Here is a 21,845-nt window from a genome sequence, read left to right on the forward strand (position 1 = left end):
CCGCGCCGGGGTCCTCAGTGCCTGCGTTCCTGCTTCTGCTTGCACTCGACGCACAGGGTGGCGCGCGGGAATGCCTGCATACGGGCCTTGCCGATGGCGTTGCCGCAGTTCTCGCAGAGCCCGTAGGTGCCCGCGTCGAGGCGGTCCAGGGCGTGCTCGGTCTGCTCCAGCGTCTCGCGCGCGTTCGAGTTGAGCGCCATCTCGTGCTCGCGCGTGATGTTCTTCGTACCGGTGTCCGCCTGGTCGTCGCCCGCGCCGTCGCCGGAGTCGCGCATCAGGCCCGCGAGGGCCTCCTCGGACGAGGAGATCTCGGCGCGCAGCCGCAGCGCCTCCGACTGGAGCTCCGCCCGGGCCTCCCCGACCTCCTCCGGCGTCCAGGGGTCCTCTCCCGGCCGCACCGCGAGCTCTCCGGGTTCCACCGCGGCGATCCTCGCCTTCGGTACCGCGGTGGCCTTCTTCGCGGCCGTGGCAGAGCCACGGGTCTTCTTCGCAACCACCGTCGTGGCTCCCGTCGTCTTCGCGGCCTCGGCCGCGCCCTGGGCCGCCGAGGCGGCCGTCTTCCCGGCCCCTCCGGTGCTCTTGCGTGCCGTGCCCGCGCTCTTCCCCGCCGCGGCACCGGCCGGCGCCGCCGACTTCCCGGACGTGTGCCCGCCCGCCGCCGTGGCCGCCTTCTTGGCGCCGGCCTTCCTGGCGGCCGTCTTCCTGCCCGCGGCCTTCGCGGGAGCGGCCTTGGAGGACGCCGCCCTCGTTCCCGCCGTCTTCGCGGACGCCGTCCCGCCGGCCGGTTCGGCCGACCCGCCGGCAGCCCTCACCGGCTCCGTCCCGGTCGCCGCGGTGGCCGTCTGCGCGCTCTTCTTCCCGTCCGTGTCCTTGGCCGCCGCTCTCGTGGATCTGCCCGACGCCGACTGCTGTACGGCGGTCTTCTTCGCCACCATGGCCGCGGCCCCTTCACATATTGTGATCTTGCTCGCGAATCGTGCTGGGACGATAAATCGACTTCCGGCCCGCGGCAACGGGACCTGACCACGATTCGCCCGCCACGCGAGCCCCGCGCGGCGAGTCTGCCTCCGTTGTGCCCAGCTCCCCGCCGGGTAATCCGCCGGGGCCGGCGTCCCGGGATCCGGACGCGCGCACCTCGCCATTCGGGTCACGGCGCAGGCCACGGCGGTGACCGGGAAAACCGGTCGGCCGCCGTCCCCGGGGCGCCGTACACTGGGCGGAGCGAGAAGCGTGGATGGGGACGAGTAGCGGCGTACGCGGCCAGGAGCGACCCGGGGACGGTGGAAGCCCGGGGGCGAGCGCGACGCGAAGATCACCCCGGAGCCGCCGGCAGAACACCCCTCTGGGGCCAGTAGACCCGGCATCGCGACCCCAATGAGGGGGCTCACCGGCGCGAACGGCGCATCGGAGGGCCAAGGAGGGTGGTACCGCGGGAGCGCGCCGCACACGGCGTCCGTAGCAACACGGCTCTCGTCCCTCCGACGGAAGGCAGAAAGTCCGTTGGAGGAAGCTCGCCGATGACAGCGCCGACGTACCGCCAGGTGCCCGCCCAGGTCGACCTGCCCGCACTCGAGCACGCCGTGCTCGACTTCTGGCGTGAGCAGAAGATCTTCGCCAAGAGCCTCGAGCAGTCCGAGGGCCGGCCGGAGTGGGTGTTCTACGAAGGCCCGCCCACCGCCAACGGCATGCCGGGTGCCCACCACATCGAGGCGCGCGTCTTCAAGGACGTCTTCCCGCGCTTCCGCACCATGCGCGGGTACCACGTGGGCCGCAAGGCCGGCTGGGACTGCCACGGCCTCCCCGTGGAGCTGGCGGTCGAGAAGGAGCTCGGCTTCACCGGCAAGCAGGACATCGAGGCGTTCGGCATCGCCGAGTTCAACGACCGGTGCCGCCAGTCCGTGACCCGCCACACCGACGCGTTCACCGAGCTGACGAACCGCATGGGCTACTGGGTCGACCTCGAGGATGCCTACCGCACCATGGACCCCGAGTACATCGAGTCCGTGTGGTGGTCGCTCAAGGAGATCTTCAACAAGGGCCTGCTGGTCCAGGACTACCGCGTCGCGCCCTGGTGCCCGCGCGACGAGACGGGCCTGTCGGACCACGAGCTGGCCCAGGGCTACGAGACCATCGTCGACCCCTCCGTGTACGTCCGTTTCCCGCTCACCTCCGGTCCGCTGGCCGGCCGCGCCGCGCTCCTGGTGTGGACGACCACTCCGTGGACCCTGGTGTCCAACACCGCGGTCGCCGCCCACCCGGGTGTCACCTACGTCGTCGTGACGAACGGCGAGGAGCAGCTCGTCGTCGCGCAGCCTCTCGTGGAGAAGGCGCTCGGCGAGGGCTGGGAGACCACCGGCGAGTCCTTCACGGGTGCCGAGATGGAGCGCTGGACGTATCAACGTCCCTTCGAGCTCATCGAGTTCCCCGAGGCCGCCCACTTCGTGGTCAACGCCGAGTACGTGACGACCGAGGACGGCACGGGTCTGGTCCACCAGTCCCCCGCCTTCGGTGAGGACGACCTCAAGGTCTGCCGCTCGTACGGCCTCCCGGTGGTGAACCCGATCCGCCCGAACGGCACCTTCGAGGAGAGCGTCCCCCTGGTGGGCGGTGTCTTCTTCAAGAAAGCGGACGAAAAGCTCACCGAGGACCTCCAGAGCCGCGGCCTGCTCTTCAAGCACGTTCCGTACGAGCACAGTTACCCGCACTGCTGGCGCTGCCACACCGCGCTCCTGTACTACGCGCAGCCCTCCTGGTACATCCGCACGACGGCCGTCAAGGACCGCCTCCTGGAGGAGAACGAGGGGACCAACTGGTTCCCGGAGTCCGTCAAGCACGGCCGTTTCGGCGACTGGCTGAACAACAACATCGACTGGGCGCTCTCGCGCAGCCGTTACTGGGGCACCCCGCTGCCGCTGTGGACCTGCGAGGAGGGCCACCTCACCTGTGTCGGCTCGCGCGCGGAACTGACCGAGCTGACCGGCACCGACCAGTCCGGACTCGACCCGCACCGCCCGTACATCGACGCGGTGACCTTCCCGTGCCCGCAGGGCGGCTGCGGTCTGACGGCGACCCGCGTCCCCGAGGTCATCGACGCCTGGTACGACTCGGGTTCGATGCCGTTCGCGCAGTGGGGCTACCCGTACAAGAACAAGGAGATCTTCGAGAGCCGCTACCCGGCCCAGTTCATCTCCGAGGCCATCGACCAGACGCGCGGCTGGTTCTACACGCTGATGGCCGTCGGCACCCTGGTCTTCGACAAGTCCTCGTACGAGAACGTGGTGTGCCTCGGCCACATCCTCGCCGAAGACGGCCGCAAGATGTCCAAGCACCTGGGCAACATCCTCCAGCCGATCCCGCTGATGGACCAGCACGGTGCCGACGCGGTGCGCTGGTTCATGGCGGCCGGCGGCTCCCCGTGGGCGGCCCGGCGCGTGGGCCACGGCACCATCCAGGAGGTCGTCCGCAAGACGCTCCTCACCTACTGGAACACCGTCGCCTTCCAGGCCCTGTACGCCCGCACCAGCGACTGGGCGCCCAGCGCGGCCGACCCGGCCCCGGCCGACCGTCCGGTCCTGGACCGCTGGCTGCTGTCCGAACTCCACGCGCTCACCGACCAGGTGACGCAGGCTCTGGAGGCGTACGACACCCAGCGGGCCGGAAAGCTCCTGTCGGCCTTCGTCGACGACCTCTCGAACTGGTACGTGCGCCGCTCCCGCCGCCGCTTCTGGCAGGGCGACAAGGCCGCGCTGCGCACGCTGCACGAGGTCGTGGAGACGGTCACGCGGCTGATGGCCCCGCTGACCCCGTTCATCACCGAGCGGGTCTGGCAGGACCTGGTCGTCCCGGTCACCCCGGACGCCCCCGAGTCGGTGCACCTGTCGAGCTGGCCCGAGGCGGACCTGTCCGTCATCGACCCGGAGCTGTCGCGCCAGATGCTGCTGGTGCGCCGTCTCGTGGAGCTCGGCCGGGCCACGCGCGCGGAGTCCGGGGTCAAGACCCGTCAGCCCCTGTCCCGCGCGCTGATCGCGGCGACCGGCTTCGCGGCGCTCGACCCCGAGCTGCACGCGCAGATCACCGAGGAGCTGAATGTGAGTTCCCTCGCATCGCTCTCCGAGGTGGGCGGCTCGTTGGTCGACACCACCGCGAAGGCGAACTTCCGCGCCCTGGGCAAGCGCTTCGGCAAGGGCGTCCAGGATGTGGCGAAGGCCATCTCCCAGGCCGATGCCGCCGCCCTGTCCCTCGCCCTGCGCGAGGGCACCGCGTCGGTCGAGGTCGGCGGCGAGACCGTGACCCTGGCCCCGGACGAGGTCATCATCACGGAGACCCCCCGCGAGGGCTGGTCGGTGGCCTCCGACTCCGGCGCGACCGTCGCGCTCGACCTGGAGATCACCGAGGAGCTGCGGCAGGCGGGCCTCGCCCGTGACGCGATCCGGCTCATCCAGGAGGCCCGCAAGAACAGCGGCCTCGACGTCGCCGACCGCATCGCGCTCCGCTGGACCTCCACCGACCCCGCGGTCGTCGCGGCGCTCGGCGAGCACGCCGGCCTCATCGCCGACGAGGTCCTCGCCACGGACTTCGCCCAGGGCGAGGCCGACGGCGCGTACGGGGAGCCGTTCACCGACGAGGGGCTGTCCCTGGTGTTCCGTCTCCGCAAGGCGTGACGCGGAACACCCACCCGTACCGAAGGCCCGGGGCCGCCAGGATCTCCTGGCGGCCCCGGGCCTTCGCCCTTCCCGGGCCTTCGCCCCGGACCGCGCTCCTCGCACGCCGGAGGGGCTGAAACCTCCCCGCGCCCGGGAAAGGCCCACGCGCCTCCGCCGGCGCCTCCTGGACCCCTTACAGCCCCTCGGTGGGCACGCAAAAGGGCGAGGCCCCCGGAATCCGGGGGCCTCGCCCTGAATGCTGCCGACGCCTAGGGCGTGACGGCCGCCGTCAGTTGTCGTCCTCGTCGATGAGGAACCCGCGCATCGGCGAGGGCGCCTGCTGCATCGGCGACGGGCCCTGGGGCCGCACCGGAGCCATCGGCTGGGTCATCGCGGGCGACATCTGCTGCTGCCCGCCGTAGGACGGTCCGCCCTGCGACGGTCCGCCCATGCCACCGCCCATGCCCGGGTTGCCGCCGTAGGACGGCGCACCGGCACCCGCGGGAGCCATGGAGGGCGCGGAGGACGCCGGCAGGGACGCGGCGGCCGGGGTGCGCGGCGGAGCGAGCGAGTCGTCCGCCTGCGTCTCCAGCTGGCGCAGCTGCGACTCCAGGTAGGACTTCAGACGCGTTCGGTACTCGCGCTCGAAGCCGCGCAGGTCCTCGACCTTGCGCTCCAGCGTGGCGCGGGCGGACTCCAGGGAGCCCATCGCGACGCGGTGCTTCTCCTGCGCGTCCCGCTCCAGGGCGTCGGCCTTGGCACGGGCGTCGCGCTCCAGACCCTCGGCGCGGCTGCGGGCCTCACCGACGATCTTGTTGGCCTCGGAGCGTGCCTCGGCGATCGCCTGGTCGGCGGTCTGCTGAGCCAGCGAGAGGACACGGGCGGCGCTGTCGCCACCGGGGCCCTGCTGCTGCATCTGCTGACCGGGGCCGCCCATGGGACCGCCCATGGGGCCACCCATCGGACCGCCCATCGGGCCACCCATGGGACCGCCCATCGGGCCACCCATCTGCTGCATCTGGCCGGGGCCGCCCTGGCCCATGGGGCCACCCATCTGCTGCATCTGACCGGGACCACCCTGGCCCATGGGGCCCTGACCCATCGGACCCTGGCCCATCGGCCCCTGACCCATGGGGCCCTGACCCATCGGACCCTGACCCATGGGGCCCTGGCCCATCGGACCCTGGCCCTGCGGGCCGCCCTGACCACTGGGACCCGCGGGAAGCGCGGGGGCACCGCTCGGCAGCTGGGGCGGGCCGCCCATGGGACCACCCATGGGACCGCCCATCCCCTGCGGCGGACCTGATATCCCCGCGGGCACAGGAGCGCCGGGCCCGCGCATGCCCTGCGGCGGTCCCTGCTGGTCCTGCTGCTCGGGCGGTTTGCGCATACCCTGCTGCTGCTGGTTCTGCGCGGCCGCGCGCGTGGCGGCGGCCAGCTTGGCGCGCAGGTCCTCGTTCTCGCGGAGCAGGCGGGTCAGTTCGGCTTCGACCTCGTCGAGGAAGGCATCGACCTCGTCCTCGTCATAGCCTTCTCGGAGGCGGACGGTCGTGAACTGCTTGTTCCGCACGTCCTCGGGGGTCAACGGCATCTCTTCACCTCAACGTAGTCGTCGGCATTCGGCAAGACCGTATCGTTCACATCGCTCACATCAAGTTCTGCGTAAGTCTGATCAAGATGAAGACGATGATCATCAGCACGAAGAAGGACAGGTCAAGCGCCACGCCCCCGAGACGCAGCGGCGGAATGAACCGCCGCAGAAGCTTGAGCGGTGGATCGGTGACAGTGTAGGTGGCCTCCAGAACGACCACCATCGCCTTGCCGGGTTGCCATGAGCGGGCGAACTGGAAGACGTAGTCCATGACCAGCCGGAAAATCAGCACGATGAGGAAGCACATCAGCGCGATGTAGAAGACCTGCCCGACCACGCTCATGATCCGTGCTTCCCTCTCCCCTGTTTCCTACGGTGTTCCCGGTACTGCGTCTCAGCTCTGGTTGAAGAACCCGCCCTCTGCGATGCGGGCCTTGTCCTCCGCCGTGACATCGACGTTAGCAGGCGACAACAGGAACACCTTCTGCGTCACCCGCTCGATGCTGCCGTGGAGACCGAACACCAAACCGGCGGCGAAGTCGACAAGTCGCTTCGCGTCAGTGTCGTCCATCTCCGTCAGGTTCATGATCACCGGGGTGCCCTCACGGAAGTGTTCCCCGATGGTACGGGCCTCGTTGTAGGTCCGGGGGTGCAGCGTGGTGATCCGGTACGGCTCTCGTTCCGACACGACCTTGGGCATGATCACCGGGGCGTTCTTCTCCAGGCTCTGACGTTCTTGTGTGATGGACGCCACGGGGGCGATGCGCGCCGGACGCCCGGACTCCGCGGCGAGCGAGGCGGAATGCGGCACCGGGTCGCGAGGTGCCGGGGGCTGTACCACTCGTACCGGTTCGTCCCTTTGGGACGAGTGCACCTGATGTGACTGGTGCGGCGCTTCGTGCCGCCGCCGGTCGCGCTCGGGCTCCGGGTCGAGCTCGGGCTCGAAGTCGTCGTCGGGGTCGAATCCTCTGCCGTCGTACCCATCGTCCTCCACGAGGCCGAGGTAGACCGCCATCTTGCGCATCGCGCCGGCCATGCTCTGAGTCCTCCGCTCTGTGGTGGATCGGCTGACGAACTGCCAAGTGCCCGCGATCCACGAGGTCGTTATGCCCGCATTTGGCGGTAATGACCATATTTTCTGCTGTGGTCCGACTTCTTGGCGACGTTACCGGAGGCCGGGTCGGACTCCGAGTACCGCAGTACCGACGCGTACATGTGTCGCTCCGGCCGCCACGGCCTGTTCGAGATCCGAGCTCATCCCTGCCGAGACCATGTTCGCAGCCGGATGGGCCCGGCGCAGGGCAGTCGACAAATCCATCAGCCGCTCGAACGCCTGTTGTTGGCGTCCCTCGTACGCGCCGGTGAGCGGAGCCACGGTCATCAGCCCGTCGAGCCGCAGTCCCGGGGAGTCCGCCACCAGTCCGGCCAACTCCTCGACCCCGCCGACCCCCACGCCGCCCCGCTCGCCCCGTCCGCTCTCCTGCGCGTCCAGCGCGACCTGGATGAGGCATCCCACCTCGCGTTCCGCGCGCACCGCCTCCTTCGAGAGGGCGGTGACGAGCCGGGCCCGGTCGACGGACTGCACGAAATCCGCGTAACCGACCACAGAACGCACCTTGTTGGTCTGCAATTGCCCGACGAAATGCCACAACAAGGGCAGATCCGAGCACTCCGCACGCTTGGGCGCGGCGTCCTGGTCCTTGTTCTCGGCCACGTGCCGTACACCGAGTTCCGACAGGATCCGCACATCGGCGGCGGGATAGGTCTTGGTGACCACGATCAGGGTCACCTCTTCGCGTTTGCGCCCGGCGGCCGTGCACGCCGCCGTGATGCGCTCTTCCACTTTCGCCAGGTTCGCGGCGAGTTGAGCCTTACGGTCCGTCATGCCCCATCAGTCCAGCCAGACATATCCCGCGAGCCGCCCCGTGGTGCGGTCCCGTCGGTACGAGAAGTGGTCCTGCGATTCGAGCGTGCACACCGGCGACCGCTCCCGGTCGCGCACCCCCAGCCGTTCGAGCTGTGCCTGCACCCCTGCGGTCACGTCGACCGCGGGCGTCCCCCAGCTCGTCTCGGAGTGCGCCGCCGGCTCGACGGCGGCGACCTCGGCGCGCATCGCGTCCGGCACCTCATAGCACCGTCCGCAGACGGCGGGGCCGGTGCGGGCGACGATCCTGGCCGGATCGGCGCCGAGCTCCACCATGGCCCGTACGGCCGCGGGAACCACGCCGGCGACCATGCCCGGCCGTCCCGCGTGCGCGGCGGCCGCCACACCGGCGACCGGGTCGGCCAGCAGGACGGGGGTGCAGTCGGCGGTGAGCACGGCGAGCGCCAGCCCCCGCCGCGCCGTGACGACCGCGTCGACGGCGGGGATCTCCGAGGCGCCCCAGGGCTCCTCGACGACCGCCACGTCCGGCCCGTGCACCTGGTTCATCCAGACGACCCGGGCCGGGTCGAGCCCGAGCGCCTTTGCGGCGAGTTCCCGGTTGGCGCGCACGGCGGCGGGGTCGTCGCCGACCGCCCCGCCGAGGTTGAGCTCCTCGTACGGAACGGCGCTCACCCCGCCCCACCTGTCGGTGAAGGCGAAGTGGGCGCCGTTCACGGTGCTCGCAGCGGAGCGCTGTCCTATCACTTCAGGAAGTCCGGCACGTCCAGTTCCTCGGCCGCGCTGTCCGAGTAGGAACGGGACGGCGGGACCGGCGGGGACACCGGCAGCTCGCTGACCGGCTCGGGGGCGGGCTCCGGAGCGGGCTCCTTGGGCGTCACGCTGCCGAGCGACCCGAAGGACGGGCGGCTCTCGGCCTGGCGCGCCGGGGCGGGCTCCTCGCGCCGGGCCGTGGCCGAGCCGAGGACGTTGTCCCGCTTGGCCGGCGGCTGCCCGCCGTCGAAGCCGGCGGCGATGACGGTGACCCGCACCTCGTCGCCGAGGGCGTCGTCGATGACGGCGCCGAAGATGATGTTGGCCTCGGGGTGGGCCGCCTCGCTGACCAGCTGGGCCGCCTCGTTGATCTCGAACAGGCCGAGGTCGGAGCCGCCGGAGATGGACAGCAGGACGCCCCGGGCGCCGTCGATGGAGGCTTCGAGCAGCGGCGAGGAGATCGCCATCTCGGCCGCCGCCACCGCGCGGTCGTCGCCGCGGGCCGAGCCGATCCCCATGAGGGCCGAACCGGCCTCGGACATGACCGACTTGACGTCGGCGAAGTCGAGGTTGATCAGACCGGGGGTGGTGATGAGGTCCGTGATGCCCTGGACGCCGGAGAGCAGGACCTGGTCCGCCGACTTGAAGGCGTCGAGGACGGAGACCTGGCGGTCCGAGATGGACAGCAGCCGGTCGTTCGGGATGACGATGAGGGTGTCGACCTCTTCGCGGAGCTCCGCGATGCCGTCCTCGGCCTGGTTCGCGCGGCGCCGGCCCTCGAAGGTGAACGGGCGGGTGACCACACCGATGGTGAGGGCGCCGAGCGAGCGGGCGATGTTGGCCACGACGGGCGCGCCGCCGGTGCCGGTGCCGCCGCCCTCTCCGGCCGTCACGAAGACCATGTCGGCCCCCTTGAGGACCTCCTCGATCTCCTCGCGGTGGTCCTCGGCGGCCTTGCGGCCGACCGCGGGGTTCGCTCCGGCCCCGAGGCCGCGCGTGAGTTCCCGGCCGACGTCGAGCTTGACGTCGGCGTCGCTCATCAACAGCGCCTGAGCGTCGGTGTTGATGGCGATGAACTCGACGCCCTTGAGACCGACCTCGATCATCCGGTTGATGGCATTGACACCACCGCCGCCGACACCGATGACTTTGATGACTGCGAGGTAGTTCTGCGGTGCTGCCACGTCGAAGGCCTCTCGCCTCGAGTTACGTGTCGTCGCCTCGCGTGCTCGCGATCCGACGACTGATGCCGAGTGGGACGGTCCGAACGCCGACCCGAACCCTAACGCTGAAGTTTAGGGTTACCAGTGTGTCTGTTCCTTGGACTCTTCCGAACAGGACACTAAGTCGACAAGTGGCGCGCGTTCAACGAACACGCCGAACCTCCCGTTTTTCTTTTCACCCTATGTGATCAGGCGCAGCACTGCCCAACCAGGGTGCTGGCCTGCGCCGATGCGGGTCAACTGCCCGAGGATGCGGGGGCGGTGGGGGCACTCACGTCGAAGTGCCGGGCCCCGGAATCGGCTTTCATGAGAGCAAGGAGTGTCCTGGCCTTGGCCGGGCCCTTCTCCGCGCTGCCCCACTCGACGGTCCGGCCACCGCTCAACTCCAGGGAGACGGCGTCGTACGAACGGACCTTGACCGTACGGGTGTCACGGGCGACCCGGGCCGGAATGTCCCCCGCGATCCGCACCGCCTCGCGCACCAGCCGGTCGGCGGGGAAACGGCTCGGGGCACCGCTCCTCGGCACAGCCAGCTCCAGGACGGGCACGCCCTTCGGGGCGTCGGGCACCGTGGCGAACCGCACGCCCCCGGCGTCCACTTCGACGAACTTCGCGCCTTTTCCGATGATCAGGACGGGAGTCCGTTCGGTGACGTTCAGACCGATCCCGTGCGGCCAGGACCTGACGACCTCGACCGAGTCGATCCGGGGCAGTTCCTTCAGCAGCCGCGCCTCGATGGCGTCCGTGTCGACGGAGACCAGCGGGGATCCGACCGGCACTCCGGCCGCTTCCCGCACCTGCGCGGCGGTCAGTACGCGGGTACCGGAGACGGACACGCGTTCCGTGCGGAACCAGGGCGAACCGTAGAGGATCCACACGGCGGCGGCCCCGGCCAACACCAGGGCGAACAAAAGGATGATGAGCCTACGAAGGCGGCGGAGCCGCCCCACGAGGGGCGGCCGGGGCGGGCCGGACTCCAGCTTCTGGCGTTCACCGCGCTCGGCGGTCGACGGTCCGGCCACGCTCCCTGCCTTCCCTCATGCGGTCCTAGCGGTGGCGCGAGGCGATCGCCTCGTACACCATGCCGACGAGCAGGTCGTCGGCGTCGCGGCGGCCGAACTCGCTGGCGGCGCGCGACATCTCGTACAGCTTGTGCGGGTCGGCGAGCACGGGCAGCACGTTCTGCTGCACCCACTGCGGGGTCAGCTCCGCGTCGTCGACCAGCAGTCCGCCGCCGGCCTTGACCACCGGCTGGGCGTTCAGCCGCTGTTCGCCGTTGCCGATGGGCAGCGGGACGTAGGCGGCGGGCAGTCCGACGGCGGAGAGCTCGGCGACGGTCATCGCGCCCGCGCGGCACAGCATCATGTCGGCCGCGGCGTACGCGAGATCCATCCGGTCCACGTACGGTACCGGGATGTACGGGGGCATCCCCGGCATCTGGTGCACCTGCGGCAGTTCGTTCTTCGGGCCGACCGCGTGCAGGATCTGGATTCCCGCCTGCTGGAGGTACGGAGCCGCCTGCTGGACCACCTCGTTGAGGCGGCGGGCGCCCTGCGAGCCGCCCGACACGAGGAGCGTGGGCAGGTTCGGGTCGAGCCCGAACGCGGCGCGCGCCTCGGGGCGTACGGCGGCCCGGTCGAGGGTGGCGATGGAGCGGCGCAGCGGGATGCCGATGTAGCGGGCACCGCGGAGCTTGCTGTCGGGCGTGGAGACGGCGACCTGGGCCGCGTACCGCGATCCGATCTTGTTGGCGAGTCCGGGCCGGGCGTTGGCCTCGTGGATCACGATGGGCACGCCGAGCCGCTTGGCCGCCAGATAGCCGGGCAGCGCCACGTAGCCGCCGAAGCCGACGACCGCGTCCGCCTTGGTCCGCTCCATGATCTGCTCGACGGCCTTGATCGTGCCGCGCAGCCGCCCGGGAACCGTGATCAGCTCGGGGGTGGGCTTGCGCGGCAGCGGTACGGCCGGGATCAGCGCGAGTTCGTAGCCCCGCTCGGGTACGAGCCGGGTCTCAAGGCCGCGTTCCGTGCCCAGGGCCGTGATTCCCACGGTCGGGTCCTGCCTGCGCAGGGCGTCCGCGAGGGCGAGCGCGGGCTCGATGTGGCCGGCGGTCCCCCCGCCGGCGAGTACGACATGCACCGAAATTCACCGCTCTCCGGACGAACGCGCCGCAGAGGCACGCCGTCGCATCGTGTTCCATCTCCGGGGCCCCGCGGCCCTTGCGGACTCTCTCACCGCACCCCGCCTTCTGCCAAAGCGGGGTTGCCGCAGCGCGAGAGCCGCCCGCGCAGCGGGGTCGTCACGCGCGAAGGCGATCAGCAACCCGATGGCGAACATGGTCGGCAGCAGGGCGGAACCCCCGTAGGAGAACAGCGGGAGCGGGACTCCGGCGATCGGCAGCAGACCGAGCACCGCACCGATGTTGATCACGGCCTGGGCCGTGATCCAGGTGGTCACGCCTCCCGCGGCATACCTCACGAAGGGGTCCTCCGTGCGTCCGGCCACGCGGATACCCGCATAGCCTAGAGCCGCGAAGAGGGCGAGCACCGACAGCGTCCCCGCGAGGCCCAGTTCCTCCCCGGTGACGGCGAAGATGAAGTCGGTGTGCGCTTCGGGCAGTTGTCCCCATTTCTCCACACTGGCGCCGAGGCCGGAGCCGAACAGGCCGCCGGAGGCGAGGGCGTAGATGCCGTGCACGGCCTGCCAGCAGGTGTCGTGCGGCCCGGGCTCGGTCGCCCCGATGCAGGCCAGCCTGGACATGCGGTTGGGGCTCGTCTTGATGAGCACGAAGCCGATCGCCAGGGCCACGGACAGCACGCCCACGAACAGCCGGGTGGGCGCTCCGGCCAGCCACAGCAGTCCGAACAGGATGGCCGTGAGGATGATCGCCGTGCCCATGTCGCCGCCGAGCATGATCAGGCCGAGCAGCATGAAGGCGGCGGGCACGAGCGGCACCAGCATGTGCTTCCACTGGGTCAGCAGCCGCTTGTCCTGTTTGCGGGCGAGCAGGTCGGCGCCCCAGAGCACGAGCGCGAGCTTGCCGAACTCGCTGGGCTGGATCTGGAACGAGCCGCCGAGCGAGATCCAGTTCTGGTTGCCGTTGACCGAGAGTCCTATCCCGGGCACCTGCACGAGGGCCATCATGAAGACGGCGCCCGCCAGGATCGGGTAGGCCAGCGCCCGGTGCAGTTTCACCGGCATCCGTGAGGCGGCGAACAGCAGGACACCGCCGATCAGGGCGGCCAGGAACTGCTTGCGGAAGAAGAACGACCCGGGCAGCGACAGCTGGAGCGCCGTGATCTGCGAGGCCGAGTAGACCATCACGAGGCCCAGCACGGTGATCAGCAGACTGCCGCCGAGGATCAGGTAGTACGCGGTGAGCGGCCGGTCCCAGGCCTTGCGGGCACGCCGGTGCAGACGGCGTACGGGATTGTCGCGCGGCGCCCCGGCGGCGGGCCGGCCGGCCCGGCGCACGGGAGGGCGGCCGGTGCGGCTAGTCGGCATCGGAGTCTTCGGTCCACAGCGATGTCACGCGTGCGTCCCTCCCAGGTTCGCCCGGCCAGGCAACCGGGTCAGGCGCCGAGTTCGCGGACCGCCTCCGCGAACGCGTCACCACGCTTGTTGTAGTTGGCGAACATGTCCATGGACGCGCAGGCCGGGGCCAGCAGCACCGTGTCCCCTGGCTCCGCGAGCCTCCCGGCCTCCCGGACAGCCGCGAGCATCGCCCCAGTGTCGGTCCGGTCGAGGTCGACGACCGGTACCTGGGGGGCGTGTCGCGTGAGGGCTTCGCGGATCAGCGCGCGGTCCGCGCCGATCAGGACGACGCCCCTCAGCCGCTTCGCCGAGCGGGCGACCAATTCGTCGAAGGTCGCGCCCTTGGCGAGGCCGCCCGCGATCCAGACGATCGACTCGTAGGCCGCCAAGGAGGCTTCCGCGGCATGCGTGTTGGTGGCCTTGGAGTCGTCGACGTAGGCGACCTCGTCCACGTCGGCCACGTGCGCGATGCGGTGGGCGTCGGGGGTGAAGTCCCGCAGTCCGTCCCGTACGGCCCGGGGAGGCACCCCGTAGGCGCGCGCGAGGGCCGCCGCGGCAAGGGCGTTGGCGATGTTGTGCGGGGCGGGCGGGGTGACGTCGGAGACCTCGGCGAGCTCCTGGGCGTTCTTCTGCCGGTTCTCGACGAAGGCGCGGTCGACCAGGATGCCGTCCACGACGCCGAGTTGGGAGGGCCCGGGGGCGCCGAGGGTGAAGCCGACGGCCCGGCAGCCCTCCTCGACGTCAGCGGCGCGCACCAGGTCCTCCGTGGCCCTGTCGGCCACGTTGTAGACGCAGGCGACCCGATTGCCCTCGTAGATACGGCCCTTGTCGGCGGCGTACGCCTCCATGGAGCCGTGCCAGTCGAGGTGGTCGGGCGCGAGGTTCAGCACGGCTCCGGAGTGGGCGCGCAGCGAGGGCGCCCAGTGGAGCTGGTAGCTGGAGAGTTCGACGGCGAGGACGTCGTACTCCTGCTCGCCGAGGACCGCGTCGAGCAGGGAGACGCCGATGTTGCCGACCGCGGCCGTGCGCAGGCCCGCCGCCTTCAGGATGGAGGCGAGCATCTGCACGGTCGTGGTCTTGCCGTTGGTGCCGGTGACCGCGAGCCAGGGAGCCGGCTTCCTGCCGTCCAGTTCCCGCAGCCGCCAGGCGAGTTCGACGTCGCCCCAGACCGGGACGCCCGCCGCGGCGGCGGCGGTGAACAGCGGTTTGTCCGGCTGCCAGCCGGGCGCGGTGACGATGAGCTCGGTGCCCTCGGGCAGGGTCGCGCCGTCACCGAGGCGCACGGTGACGCCGAGCGCCTCCAGGTCGGCGGCCTGCGCACGGGCCCGTTCGTCGTCGCCGTCGTTGACGACCGTGACGAGTGCGCCGAGGCCGTGCAGGACCCTGGCCGCCGGAATTCCCGAGACGCCGAGGCCGGCGACGGTGACGTGCTTTCCCTGCCAGTCGGTCACTTCTTGGCTGCCCATCCTGCGTAGAAGAGGCCGAGTCCGACGATCACGCAGATGCCCTGGATGATCCAGAATCGGACCACCACAAGGACTTCGGACCAGCCCTTGAGTTCGAAGTGGTGCTGGAGCGGTGCCATGCGGAAGACACGCTTGCCGGTCAGCTTGAAGGAGCCGACCTGGATGACCACCGACATGGTGATGAGGACGAACAGGCCGCCCATGATGGCCACCAGCAGCTCCGTGCGGGAGAGGATGGCCAGGCCGGTGAGGACACCGCCGAGGGCGAGCGAACCCGTGTCGCCCATGAAGATCTTCGCGGGCGAGGTGTTCCACCACAGGAAGCCGAGGCAGGCGCCCATCAGCGCGGAGGCCACCACGGCCAGGTCGAGTGGGTCGCGCACCTCGTAGCAGGCGCCCGGGTTGGTCAGGGTCGCCGCGTTGGCGCAGGACTCCTGGAACTGCCAGACGCCGATGAACGTGTAGGCGCCGAAGACGAGCACGGAGGCGCCGGTGGCGAGGCCGTCGAGACCGTCGGTCAGGTTCACGCCGTTCGACATCGCGAGGATCATGAACAGCGCCCAGATCACGAACAGCACCGGGCCGATCTTCCAGCCGAAGTCGGTGATGAACGACAGCTTGGTGGAGGCCGGGGTGTTGCCTCGGTTGTCGGGGAACATCAGGGCCAGCACCGCGAAGGAGATGCCGACGATCAGCTGTCCGGCCATCTTGGCCTTGGCCCGGAGGCCGAGCGAACGCCTCTTGACGATCTTGATGTAGTCGTCGAGGAATCCGACCATGCCCATGCCGAACATCAGGCCGAGGACCAGCAGACCCGAGTAGGTCGGCGCGTAGCCGGTGATGAGCTTGCTCAGGAAATACGCGGCGATCGTCGCCAGGATGAAGGCGATACCACCCATGGTGGGCGTACCGCGCTTGCTGGCGTGCTCGCGCGGGCCGTCGTCGCGGATGTACTGGCCGTAGCCCTTGCGGGCCAGCAGCTTGATCAGCAGCGGAGTGCCGGCCAGGGTCAGGAACAGACCGAGTACACCCGAGAACAGGATCTGCTTCATCATCGGGCGGAAACCTCACCCTCGGTACCGTCGGCGAGCAGCGCGAGCGCCACCCGTTCCAGCCCGACGGACCTGGACGCCTTCACGAGCACGACGTCCCCTGGGCGCAGCTCGCTGCGCAACAGGTCGACAGCCGCCTGTGCGTCGGACACGTGCACCGACTCCTCACCCCACGAACCCTCGTTATATGCGCCCAGTTGCAGCCAGGACGCTTCCCTGCCCCCGACCGCGACGAGCTTGCCGACATTGAGCCGGACGGCAAGCCGTCCGACCGCGTCGTGCTCGGCGAGCGCCTCGTCCCCGAGCTCGGCCATCTGACCGAGCACCGCCCACGTACGACGCCCCTTGCCCATCGCCGCGAGCGCGCGCAGGGCGGCCCGCATGGACTCGGGGTTCGCGTTGTAGGCGTCGTTGACGACCGTCACGCCGTCCGGACGCTCGGTGACCTCCATCCGCCAGCGGGAGAGGGAGCCCGCCTCGGAGAGCGCGCGGGCGATCTCGTCTGCGGACATGCCCAGCTCATGGGCGACGGCGGCCGCGGCGAGCGCGTTCGACACGTGGTGCTCACCGTACAGGCGCATGGTCACATCACTGCACCCGGAGGGTGTGCGAAGGCTGAAGGAAGGCTGTCCGCTCTCGGTGAGCCGGACGTTCTCGGCCCGTACGTCCGCTTCGCCGGACTCTCCGAAGAGGAGCACGCGCGCCTTCGTGCGCGACGCCATGGCGCGTACGAGGGGGTCGTCCGCGTTGAGGATCGCGGCGCCGTCCTCGGGCAGGCTCTCGACGAGCTCGCCCTTTGCTTGCGCGATCTGCTCGCGGCCGCCGAACTCGCCGATGTGGGCGGTGCCGACGTTGAGGACGAGACCGACCTTCGGCGGGGTGAGCTCCGTCAGATAGCGGATGTGGCCGATGCCGCGGGCGCCCATCTCCAGCACGAGGAACTTCGTCTCCTCGGTGGCGCTGAGCGCGGTGAGCGGCAGTCCGATCTCGTTGTTGAGGGAACCGGGGGTGAAGACGGTCGGCGCCTTGCTCCGCAGCACCTGGGCGATCAGGTCCTTGGTGCTGGTCTTGCCCGCGGAGCCGGTGAGGGCCACGAGGGTCGCGCCGAGCCGTTCGACGACGTGGCGGGCGAGGGCACCGAGGGCCGTCTGGACGTCGTCGACGACGATGGCGGGCACGCCGACGGGGCGGGACGCCAGGACGGCGGCCGCTCCGGCCTCGATCACCGCCCCGGCGTAGTCGTGGCCGTCGACGCGTTCGCCGACGAAGGCGACGAAGAGGCTGCCGGACTCCACTTCACGGGAGTCCCTGACGACCGGTCCGGTGACCTGTAGCTCCGGATCCGGTATGTCGTACGTCTGCCCGCCGACGACTGCTGCGATCTCGGCGAGTGAGAGGGCGATCACAAGTTCATCCCTGGGTCTGCTGGATAGCTTCGCGAAGCACCTGGCGGTCGTCGAAGGGACGCACCACCCCGGCGATGTCCTGGCCCTGCTCGTGGCCCTTGCCCGCGACCAGCACGGTGTCGCCCGGCTTTGCGCGCGCTACGGCGGCGGCGATGGCGGCGGCCCGGTCCTCGAAGACCTGGACCTCGCCCCGCTCGTGGGCCGGTACCTCGGCGGCTCCCGCGAGCATCGTGGCGAGAATCGCGAGCGGGTCCTCGGAGCGGGGGTTGTCGGAGGTGAGGACGGCCGTGTCGGCGAGCCGGGCCACGGCCGCGCCCATCGGCCTGCGCTTGGTGGTGTCCCGGTCGCCGCCGCAGCCGAGCACCACGTGCAGCCTGCCCTCGGTGACCTTGCGCAGGGCGCGCAGGACGGATTCGACGGCGTCCGTCTTGTGGGCGTAGTCGACGACGGCGAGGTACGGCTGTCCCTCGTCCACGCGCTCGAGCCGGCCCGGGACGCCGGGGACGGCGGCGATGCCGTCGGCCGCGGTCTGCGGGTCGATCCCGGCGGCCGCGAGGGCGACGATCGCGGCGAGCGTGTTCGCCACGTTGAAGGGGCCGGCGAGCGGCGAGCGGGCGGTGATCCGCTCGCCCTTGGGACCGACGGCGGTGAACGTGGAGTCCATCGGGCCGACTTCGACCTCCTCGGCGCGCCAGTCGGCGTCCGGGTGGCCCTCGGCGGAGAAGGTGACGACCGGGACGGTGGCCTCCCCGGCGAGCCTGCGGCCGTACTCGTCGTCGAAGTTCACGACGCCGAGCCGGCTGCGCCTGGCCGTGAACAGCTGGGCCTTGGCCTGGAAGTAGTCCTCCATGCCCGTGTGGAACTCCATGTGTTCCGGGCTGAGGTTGTTGAAGACGGCGACGTCGAAGACGCAGCCGTCGACGCGGCCGAGGACCAGGGCGTGGCTGGAGACCTCCATCGCGACCGAGTCGACCCCGCGCTCGCGCATGACGGCGAACAGGGCCTGGAGGTCGGTGGCCTCGGGCGTGGTGCGCTCCGACTTGATGCGCTCGTCCCCGATGCGCGTCTCGACCGTGCCGATCAGCCCGGTGGAGCGGACCGTCTTCAGGCCGCCCTCGACCAGGTAGGCGGTGGTGGTCTTGCCGGAGGTGCCCGTGATGCCGATCTGGAGGAGATCGCGGCCCGGGTGGCCGTAGATGGTGGCCGCGAGCTCGCCCATCGAGCCGCGCGGGTCCTCGACGACCAGCACCGGCAGACCGGTGGCTGCGGCGCGGTCGGCGCCGGTCGGGTCGGTGAGCACGGCGACGGCGCCGAGGCCGGCCGCCTGGGTCACGAAGTCGGCGCCGTGCAGACGGGCTCCGGGCAGGGCGGCGTACACGTCGCCGGGGCGCACCGCACGGGAGTCATGGGTGATGCCCGTGACCCCGGCGTCGCTCCCCGGGTCCTCGGCGCCCAGCTGATCGGCCAGCTCCGCGACGGGGGTGGCGGAGACGTGAACCGGACGCGGCGGCCCCGGATATGTCACAGGAACGCCCTTCTGGGTGGTTTGGGACTGATCAGCTTGTGGCACGGCGGTGAGCGTACCGGGCTCACCCCCGCCGGGGCGAAGCGAGGGCGTGGACGGGGTGCGCGGGGTGCGCCGGTTCCCGGGGTCGGGGGTGATCGTTGTCACGAGTGGTTCCTGGTCCGTTGTGCGTACGTGCTGATCAGGGCGTGCGGTCGGGGACGGTCACGGCGTGAACTCGACGGGCAGCCGGGCCGCGGGTGCGCCGGTGGGCGGGACCTGAAGGGTCTTCAGGGCGAACTCCATCACCTGCTTGAAGACCGGACCACAGATCTGGCCGCCGTAGTAGCTGCCCTTGGTGGCGTTCTGGATCGCGCAGTAGACGGTGATCCGGGGCTTGTCGGCGGGGGCGAACCCGGCGAACGAGGAGGTGTAGCCGTGGTACTTGCCGGTGGCCGGATCCACGCGATTGGCCGTACCGGTCTTGCCCGCGACCCGGTACCCGGGGATGCGCGCCCTGATGCCGGTGCCCTGTTCGTCGTCCACCACGGACTCCAGCATCTGGGCGAGTGTCTTCGCCGTCCGCTCGCTCACGACCCGGCTCTTCCTCGGCGCGGGCGCGGGTGTGAAGCGGCCGTCGGGCCCCTTCGCGCCGCGCACGAGGGTGGGCTCGACCCGGACGCCGCCGTTGGCGATCGTCGAGTAGACGGAGGCCGCCTGCATCGCGTTGATCGACATGCCCTGGCCGAAAGGGATCGTGTACTGCTGCGAGGTCGACCACTTGTCGGCGGGCGCGAGGATGCCCGCCGTCTCGCCGGGGAAACCGAGCCCGGTGTGGCTGCCGATGCCGAACTTGCGCAGATACGAGTACAGGACCTGGTTGGCCTGTTTCTGGGTCTTGCCGAGCTGGCCCGTCGCCAGGATGGTGCCGATGTTGCTGGACCTGGCGAGCACGCCGTTGAGCGTGAGGTCCCAGGTCTTGTGGTCGACGTCGTCCTGGAAGAGCCGGTCGCCGCGGTGCAGCCGGTTGGGTACGACGACATGGGTCCCGGGGGTCGCCACGTCCTCCTGGAGGACGGCGGCCATCGACATCAGCTTGGCGGTGGAGCCGGGCTCGTAGGCGTCCTGGAGGGCCGCGTTGCCCATGGCCGCCGCGTTGGCCTGGGTGAGGTCGTTGGGGTCGAAGCCGGGCGCGTTGGCCATGGCCAGGATCTGGCCGGTCCTGGTGTCCTGCACTATCACGTAGCCGCGGTCCGCCCGTGAGGTCTTCACCTGCTGGGCGATGGCGTCCTGCGCGGCCCACTGGATGTCCCGGTCGATGGTGAGCTCGACGTCGGAGCCGGCCACGGCCGGTGTCTCGGTGGAACCCACGGTCGGCACCTGGCGGCCCCCGGACTGGGCGTAGCGGATCTTGCCGTCCTTGCCGGTGAGCTCCTTGTTCAGCTGCTGCTCGATCCCTCCGCCGCCCTTGCCGTCGGCGTTGACCCAGCCCAGTATCCCGGCGGCGAGGTCGCCGTTCGGGTACACCCGCTTGCTGGCCGGTACGGCGAGGACGCCCGCGAGGACGTTGACCGTGCTCCGGTCGGTCCCGGACTTGGCCGCGAGCGTGCTCTTCAGGTCCTTGATCTGCTGCCAGACCTGGGGGGTGCGGCGGTGCGCGAGGAGGGTGTAGCGGGTGTTCGGGGTCCGCAGCTTCCTGGCGACGGTGTCCACGTCCTGGCCGATGATCGGACCGAGGAGGGCGGCGGCCTGTTCGGGGGCGTCCCCGATCTTCGTGGCCTCGCGGGTGAACATCGTCGGGTCCGCGGTGATGTCGTACGCGTCCACGCTGGTCGCCAGCTCGACGCCGTCGCGGTCGGTGATCCCGCCGCGCTCGGCGGCCAGGGTGCGCCCGACGTAGCGGTTCTGCTCGGCCTTCGCGGCGTAGGTGCCCGCGTCCACGGCCTGCACCTGGAGCAGCCGTACGACGAACGCGATCATCACCAGCGTCAGCGCGAGGCTGACCATGCGCAGCCGGGGTCGGGGGCTGCCGAGCCGGATGACGCGCGGGCCGCCCGACCGGTCCGCGGCGGGGCGGCGCACGGGGCGGGCGCCCGGTCCCGGGCGGCCGCGTCCCGCGGGGCGTGCGGGCCTGGCGGGTCCTGGCACCCGGCGGCGCGGCGGTTCCCTGTCGGACACTTCCGTCACCTGCCGTGGGTCGTGGAGGGCTGTGCGGACGGGACGGGGCTCCGGGTCGCGGACGCGCCCGTAGAGGGCTGCCGGGAGGCGGCGGACGCGGCCGGGGCCGGGGTGGACGGGGCGAGGACCGCGGGCGGGGGCGTCACCGGGGACCGCGCGGCGGATCCGGCGGCCCCGGGAACGCCCTTGACCGTGCCGTCGGGGCCGAGGAACGCCGGGTCGCCGCCGGGGACCATGCCGAGTTCACGGGCCCGGCGCTGGAGGGCGTCGGGGGCGGAGTAGGCGTCCACGTCCCGCTGGAGTGCCTGTTCCTCGTCGGTGAGGTTCTTGGTGTCCTTCTGGAGGTCGTCGAGGCGGAACGCGCCCTCGCTGAGCGCCGAGTTCAGCACCAGGAGCCCGATGAGGCCGCCGGCGAGGAGAAGGACCACCAGGAGGACGAAGGGGGTGCGGGCGGCCTGCCCGGCTCCGGACGGAAGGAGCCGCGCGAGTCTGGCGGCCCGCCCCCTGAGTTCGGGTGTGCCGCTCACGCGCCCTCCCTGTGGCTCTGGTCTGGCGGCTTCACGGCCGCTCCATGGGTCCGGTTCCCCTACTCACGAAACCGTCGCGGATCCGG

Annotated in this window: 17 protein-coding genes; 1 reads left to right on the forward strand and 16 read right to left on the reverse strand. The window is 70.8% G+C overall.

Annotated elements, in window-relative coordinates; all coding sequences use genetic code 11:
* Positions 1-14: 14 nt before the first annotated feature.
* Positions 15-935 (reverse strand): TraR/DksA C4-type zinc finger protein, encoded by a 921-nt coding sequence (locus tag WJM95_RS07980; RefSeq protein WP_339128863.1) that lies wholly within the window; start codon positions 933-935, stop codon positions 15-17.
* 582 nt (positions 936-1,517) lie between these two features.
* On the opposite strand from WJM95_RS07980, the gene ileS reads away from it, so the two are divergent.
* Complete coding sequence (gene ileS, locus WJM95_RS07985; protein WP_339128864.1) at positions 1,518-4,661, forward strand: isoleucine--tRNA ligase; 3,144 nt, start codon at positions 1,518-1,520, stop codon at positions 4,659-4,661.
* A 271-nt stretch (positions 4,662-4,932) separates the two neighbouring features.
* Here ileS and WJM95_RS07990 read toward each other — a convergent pair whose 3' ends face one another.
* From WJM95_RS07990 to WJM95_RS08060, 15 genes are all read right to left on the reverse strand, one after another.
* On the reverse strand, positions 4,933-6,234 hold the full coding sequence (locus WJM95_RS07990; protein WP_339128865.1) for a DivIVA domain-containing protein: 1,302 nt from the start codon (positions 6,232-6,234) through the stop codon (positions 4,933-4,935).
* Between the two features lie 55 nt (positions 6,235-6,289).
* Entirely contained in the window at positions 6,290-6,577 is a 288-nt protein-coding gene (locus tag WJM95_RS07995) for a YggT family protein (protein WP_339128866.1), read from the reverse strand.
* A 51-nt stretch (positions 6,578-6,628) separates the two neighbouring features.
* The gene (gene sepF / locus WJM95_RS08000; RefSeq protein ID WP_339128867.1) at positions 6,629-7,270 is read right to left on the reverse strand and encodes a cell division protein SepF; all 642 of its coding nucleotides are present in this window, start codon (positions 7,268-7,270) and stop codon (positions 6,629-6,631) included.
* Between the two features lie 129 nt (positions 7,271-7,399).
* Positions 7,400-8,119: a YggS family pyridoxal phosphate-dependent enzyme gene (locus tag WJM95_RS08005; RefSeq protein ID WP_339128868.1), complete on the reverse strand. Its 720-nt coding sequence runs from the start codon at positions 8,117-8,119 to the stop codon at positions 7,400-7,402.
* 6 nt (positions 8,120-8,125) lie between these two features.
* Positions 8,126-8,863, reverse strand: coding sequence for a peptidoglycan editing factor PgeF (pgeF, locus tag WJM95_RS08010; protein ID WP_339128869.1), 738 nt, complete (start codon positions 8,861-8,863; stop codon positions 8,126-8,128).
* Positions 8,860-10,053: a cell division protein FtsZ gene (ftsZ, locus tag WJM95_RS08015; RefSeq protein WP_339128870.1), complete on the reverse strand. Its 1,194-nt coding sequence runs from the start codon at positions 10,051-10,053 to the stop codon at positions 8,860-8,862. The genes pgeF and ftsZ overlap by 4 nt, the downstream gene beginning before the upstream one ends.
* A gap of 275 nt (positions 10,054-10,328) precedes the next feature.
* Positions 10,329-11,114, reverse strand: a complete 786-nt coding sequence (locus WJM95_RS08020) for an FtsQ-type POTRA domain-containing protein (RefSeq protein ID WP_339128871.1) — start codon at positions 11,112-11,114, stop codon at positions 10,329-10,331.
* Between the two features lie 25 nt (positions 11,115-11,139).
* A complete protein-coding gene (murG, locus tag WJM95_RS08025; protein ID WP_339128872.1) occupies positions 11,140-12,231 on the reverse strand; it encodes an undecaprenyldiphospho-muramoylpentapeptide beta-N-acetylglucosaminyltransferase in 1,092 nt (363 codons plus the stop codon).
* 6 nt (positions 12,232-12,237) lie between these two features.
* On the reverse strand, positions 12,238-13,596 hold the full coding sequence (gene ftsW / locus WJM95_RS08030; protein WP_339128873.1) for a putative lipid II flippase FtsW: 1,359 nt from the start codon (positions 13,594-13,596) through the stop codon (positions 12,238-12,240).
* Positions 13,597-13,664: 68 nt separating this feature from the next.
* Positions 13,665-15,092 (reverse strand): UDP-N-acetylmuramoyl-L-alanine--D-glutamate ligase, encoded by a 1,428-nt coding sequence (murD, locus tag WJM95_RS08035; protein ID WP_339128874.1) that lies wholly within the window; start codon positions 15,090-15,092, stop codon positions 13,665-13,667.
* Positions 15,074-16,144: a phospho-N-acetylmuramoyl-pentapeptide-transferase gene (gene mraY / locus WJM95_RS08040; protein WP_339135419.1), complete on the reverse strand. Its 1,071-nt coding sequence runs from the start codon at positions 16,142-16,144 to the stop codon at positions 15,074-15,076. Before mraY ends, murD begins: the two co-directional genes overlap by 19 nt.
* Positions 16,144-17,550 (reverse strand): UDP-N-acetylmuramoyl-tripeptide--D-alanyl-D-alanine ligase, encoded by a 1,407-nt coding sequence (gene murF / locus WJM95_RS08045; RefSeq protein WP_339128875.1) that lies wholly within the window; start codon positions 17,548-17,550, stop codon positions 16,144-16,146. The genes mraY and murF overlap by 1 nt, the downstream gene beginning before the upstream one ends.
* Positions 17,551-17,554: 4 nt before the next feature.
* Positions 17,555-19,075, reverse strand: a complete 1,521-nt coding sequence (locus WJM95_RS08050; RefSeq protein ID WP_339128876.1) for a UDP-N-acetylmuramoyl-L-alanyl-D-glutamate--2,6-diaminopimelate ligase — start codon at positions 19,073-19,075, stop codon at positions 17,555-17,557.
* Between the two features lie 204 nt (positions 19,076-19,279).
* On the reverse strand, positions 19,280-21,232 hold the full coding sequence (locus WJM95_RS08055; protein ID WP_339128877.1) for a penicillin-binding protein 2: 1,953 nt from the start codon (positions 21,230-21,232) through the stop codon (positions 19,280-19,282).
* Between the two features lie 5 nt (positions 21,233-21,237).
* Positions 21,238-21,759 carry a hypothetical protein gene (locus tag WJM95_RS08060; protein WP_339128878.1) on the reverse strand — a complete coding sequence of 174 codons (522 nt, stop codon included), beginning with the start codon at positions 21,757-21,759 and terminating at the stop codon, positions 21,238-21,240.
* Between the last annotated feature and the right edge of the window lie 86 nt (positions 21,760-21,845).

This window comes from Streptomyces sp. f51 (assembly GCF_037940415.1).
Taxonomy (GTDB): domain Bacteria; phylum Actinomycetota; class Actinomycetes; order Streptomycetales; family Streptomycetaceae; genus Streptomyces.

Coding starts and splice junctions, on each gene's coding strand:
- WJM95_RS07980 (WP_339128863.1), bottom strand. CDS start 935: ATGGTGGCGAAGAAGACCGCCGTACAGCAGTCGGCGTCGGGCAGATCC.
- ileS (WP_339128864.1), top strand. CDS start 1,518: ATGACAGCGCCGACGTACCGCCAGGTGCCCGCCCAGGTCGACCTGCCC.
- WJM95_RS07990 (WP_339128865.1), bottom strand. CDS start 6,234: ATGCCGTTGACCCCCGAGGACGTGCGGAACAAGCAGTTCACGACCGTC.
- WJM95_RS07995 (WP_339128866.1), bottom strand. CDS start 6,577: ATGAGCGTGGTCGGGCAGGTCTTCTACATCGCGCTGATGTGCTTCCTC.
- sepF (WP_339128867.1), bottom strand. CDS start 7,270: ATGGCCGGCGCGATGCGCAAGATGGCGGTCTACCTCGGCCTCGTGGAG.
- WJM95_RS08005 (WP_339128868.1), bottom strand. CDS start 8,119: ATGACGGACCGTAAGGCTCAACTCGCCGCGAACCTGGCGAAAGTGGAA.
- ftsW (WP_339128873.1), bottom strand. CDS start 13,596: ATGCCGACTAGCCGCACCGGCCGCCCTCCCGTGCGCCGGGCCGGCCGG.
- murD (WP_339128874.1), bottom strand. CDS start 15,092: ATGGGCAGCCAAGAAGTGACCGACTGGCAGGGAAAGCACGTCACCGTC.
- mraY (WP_339135419.1), bottom strand. CDS start 16,144: ATGAAGCAGATCCTGTTCTCGGGTGTACTCGGTCTGTTCCTGACCCTG.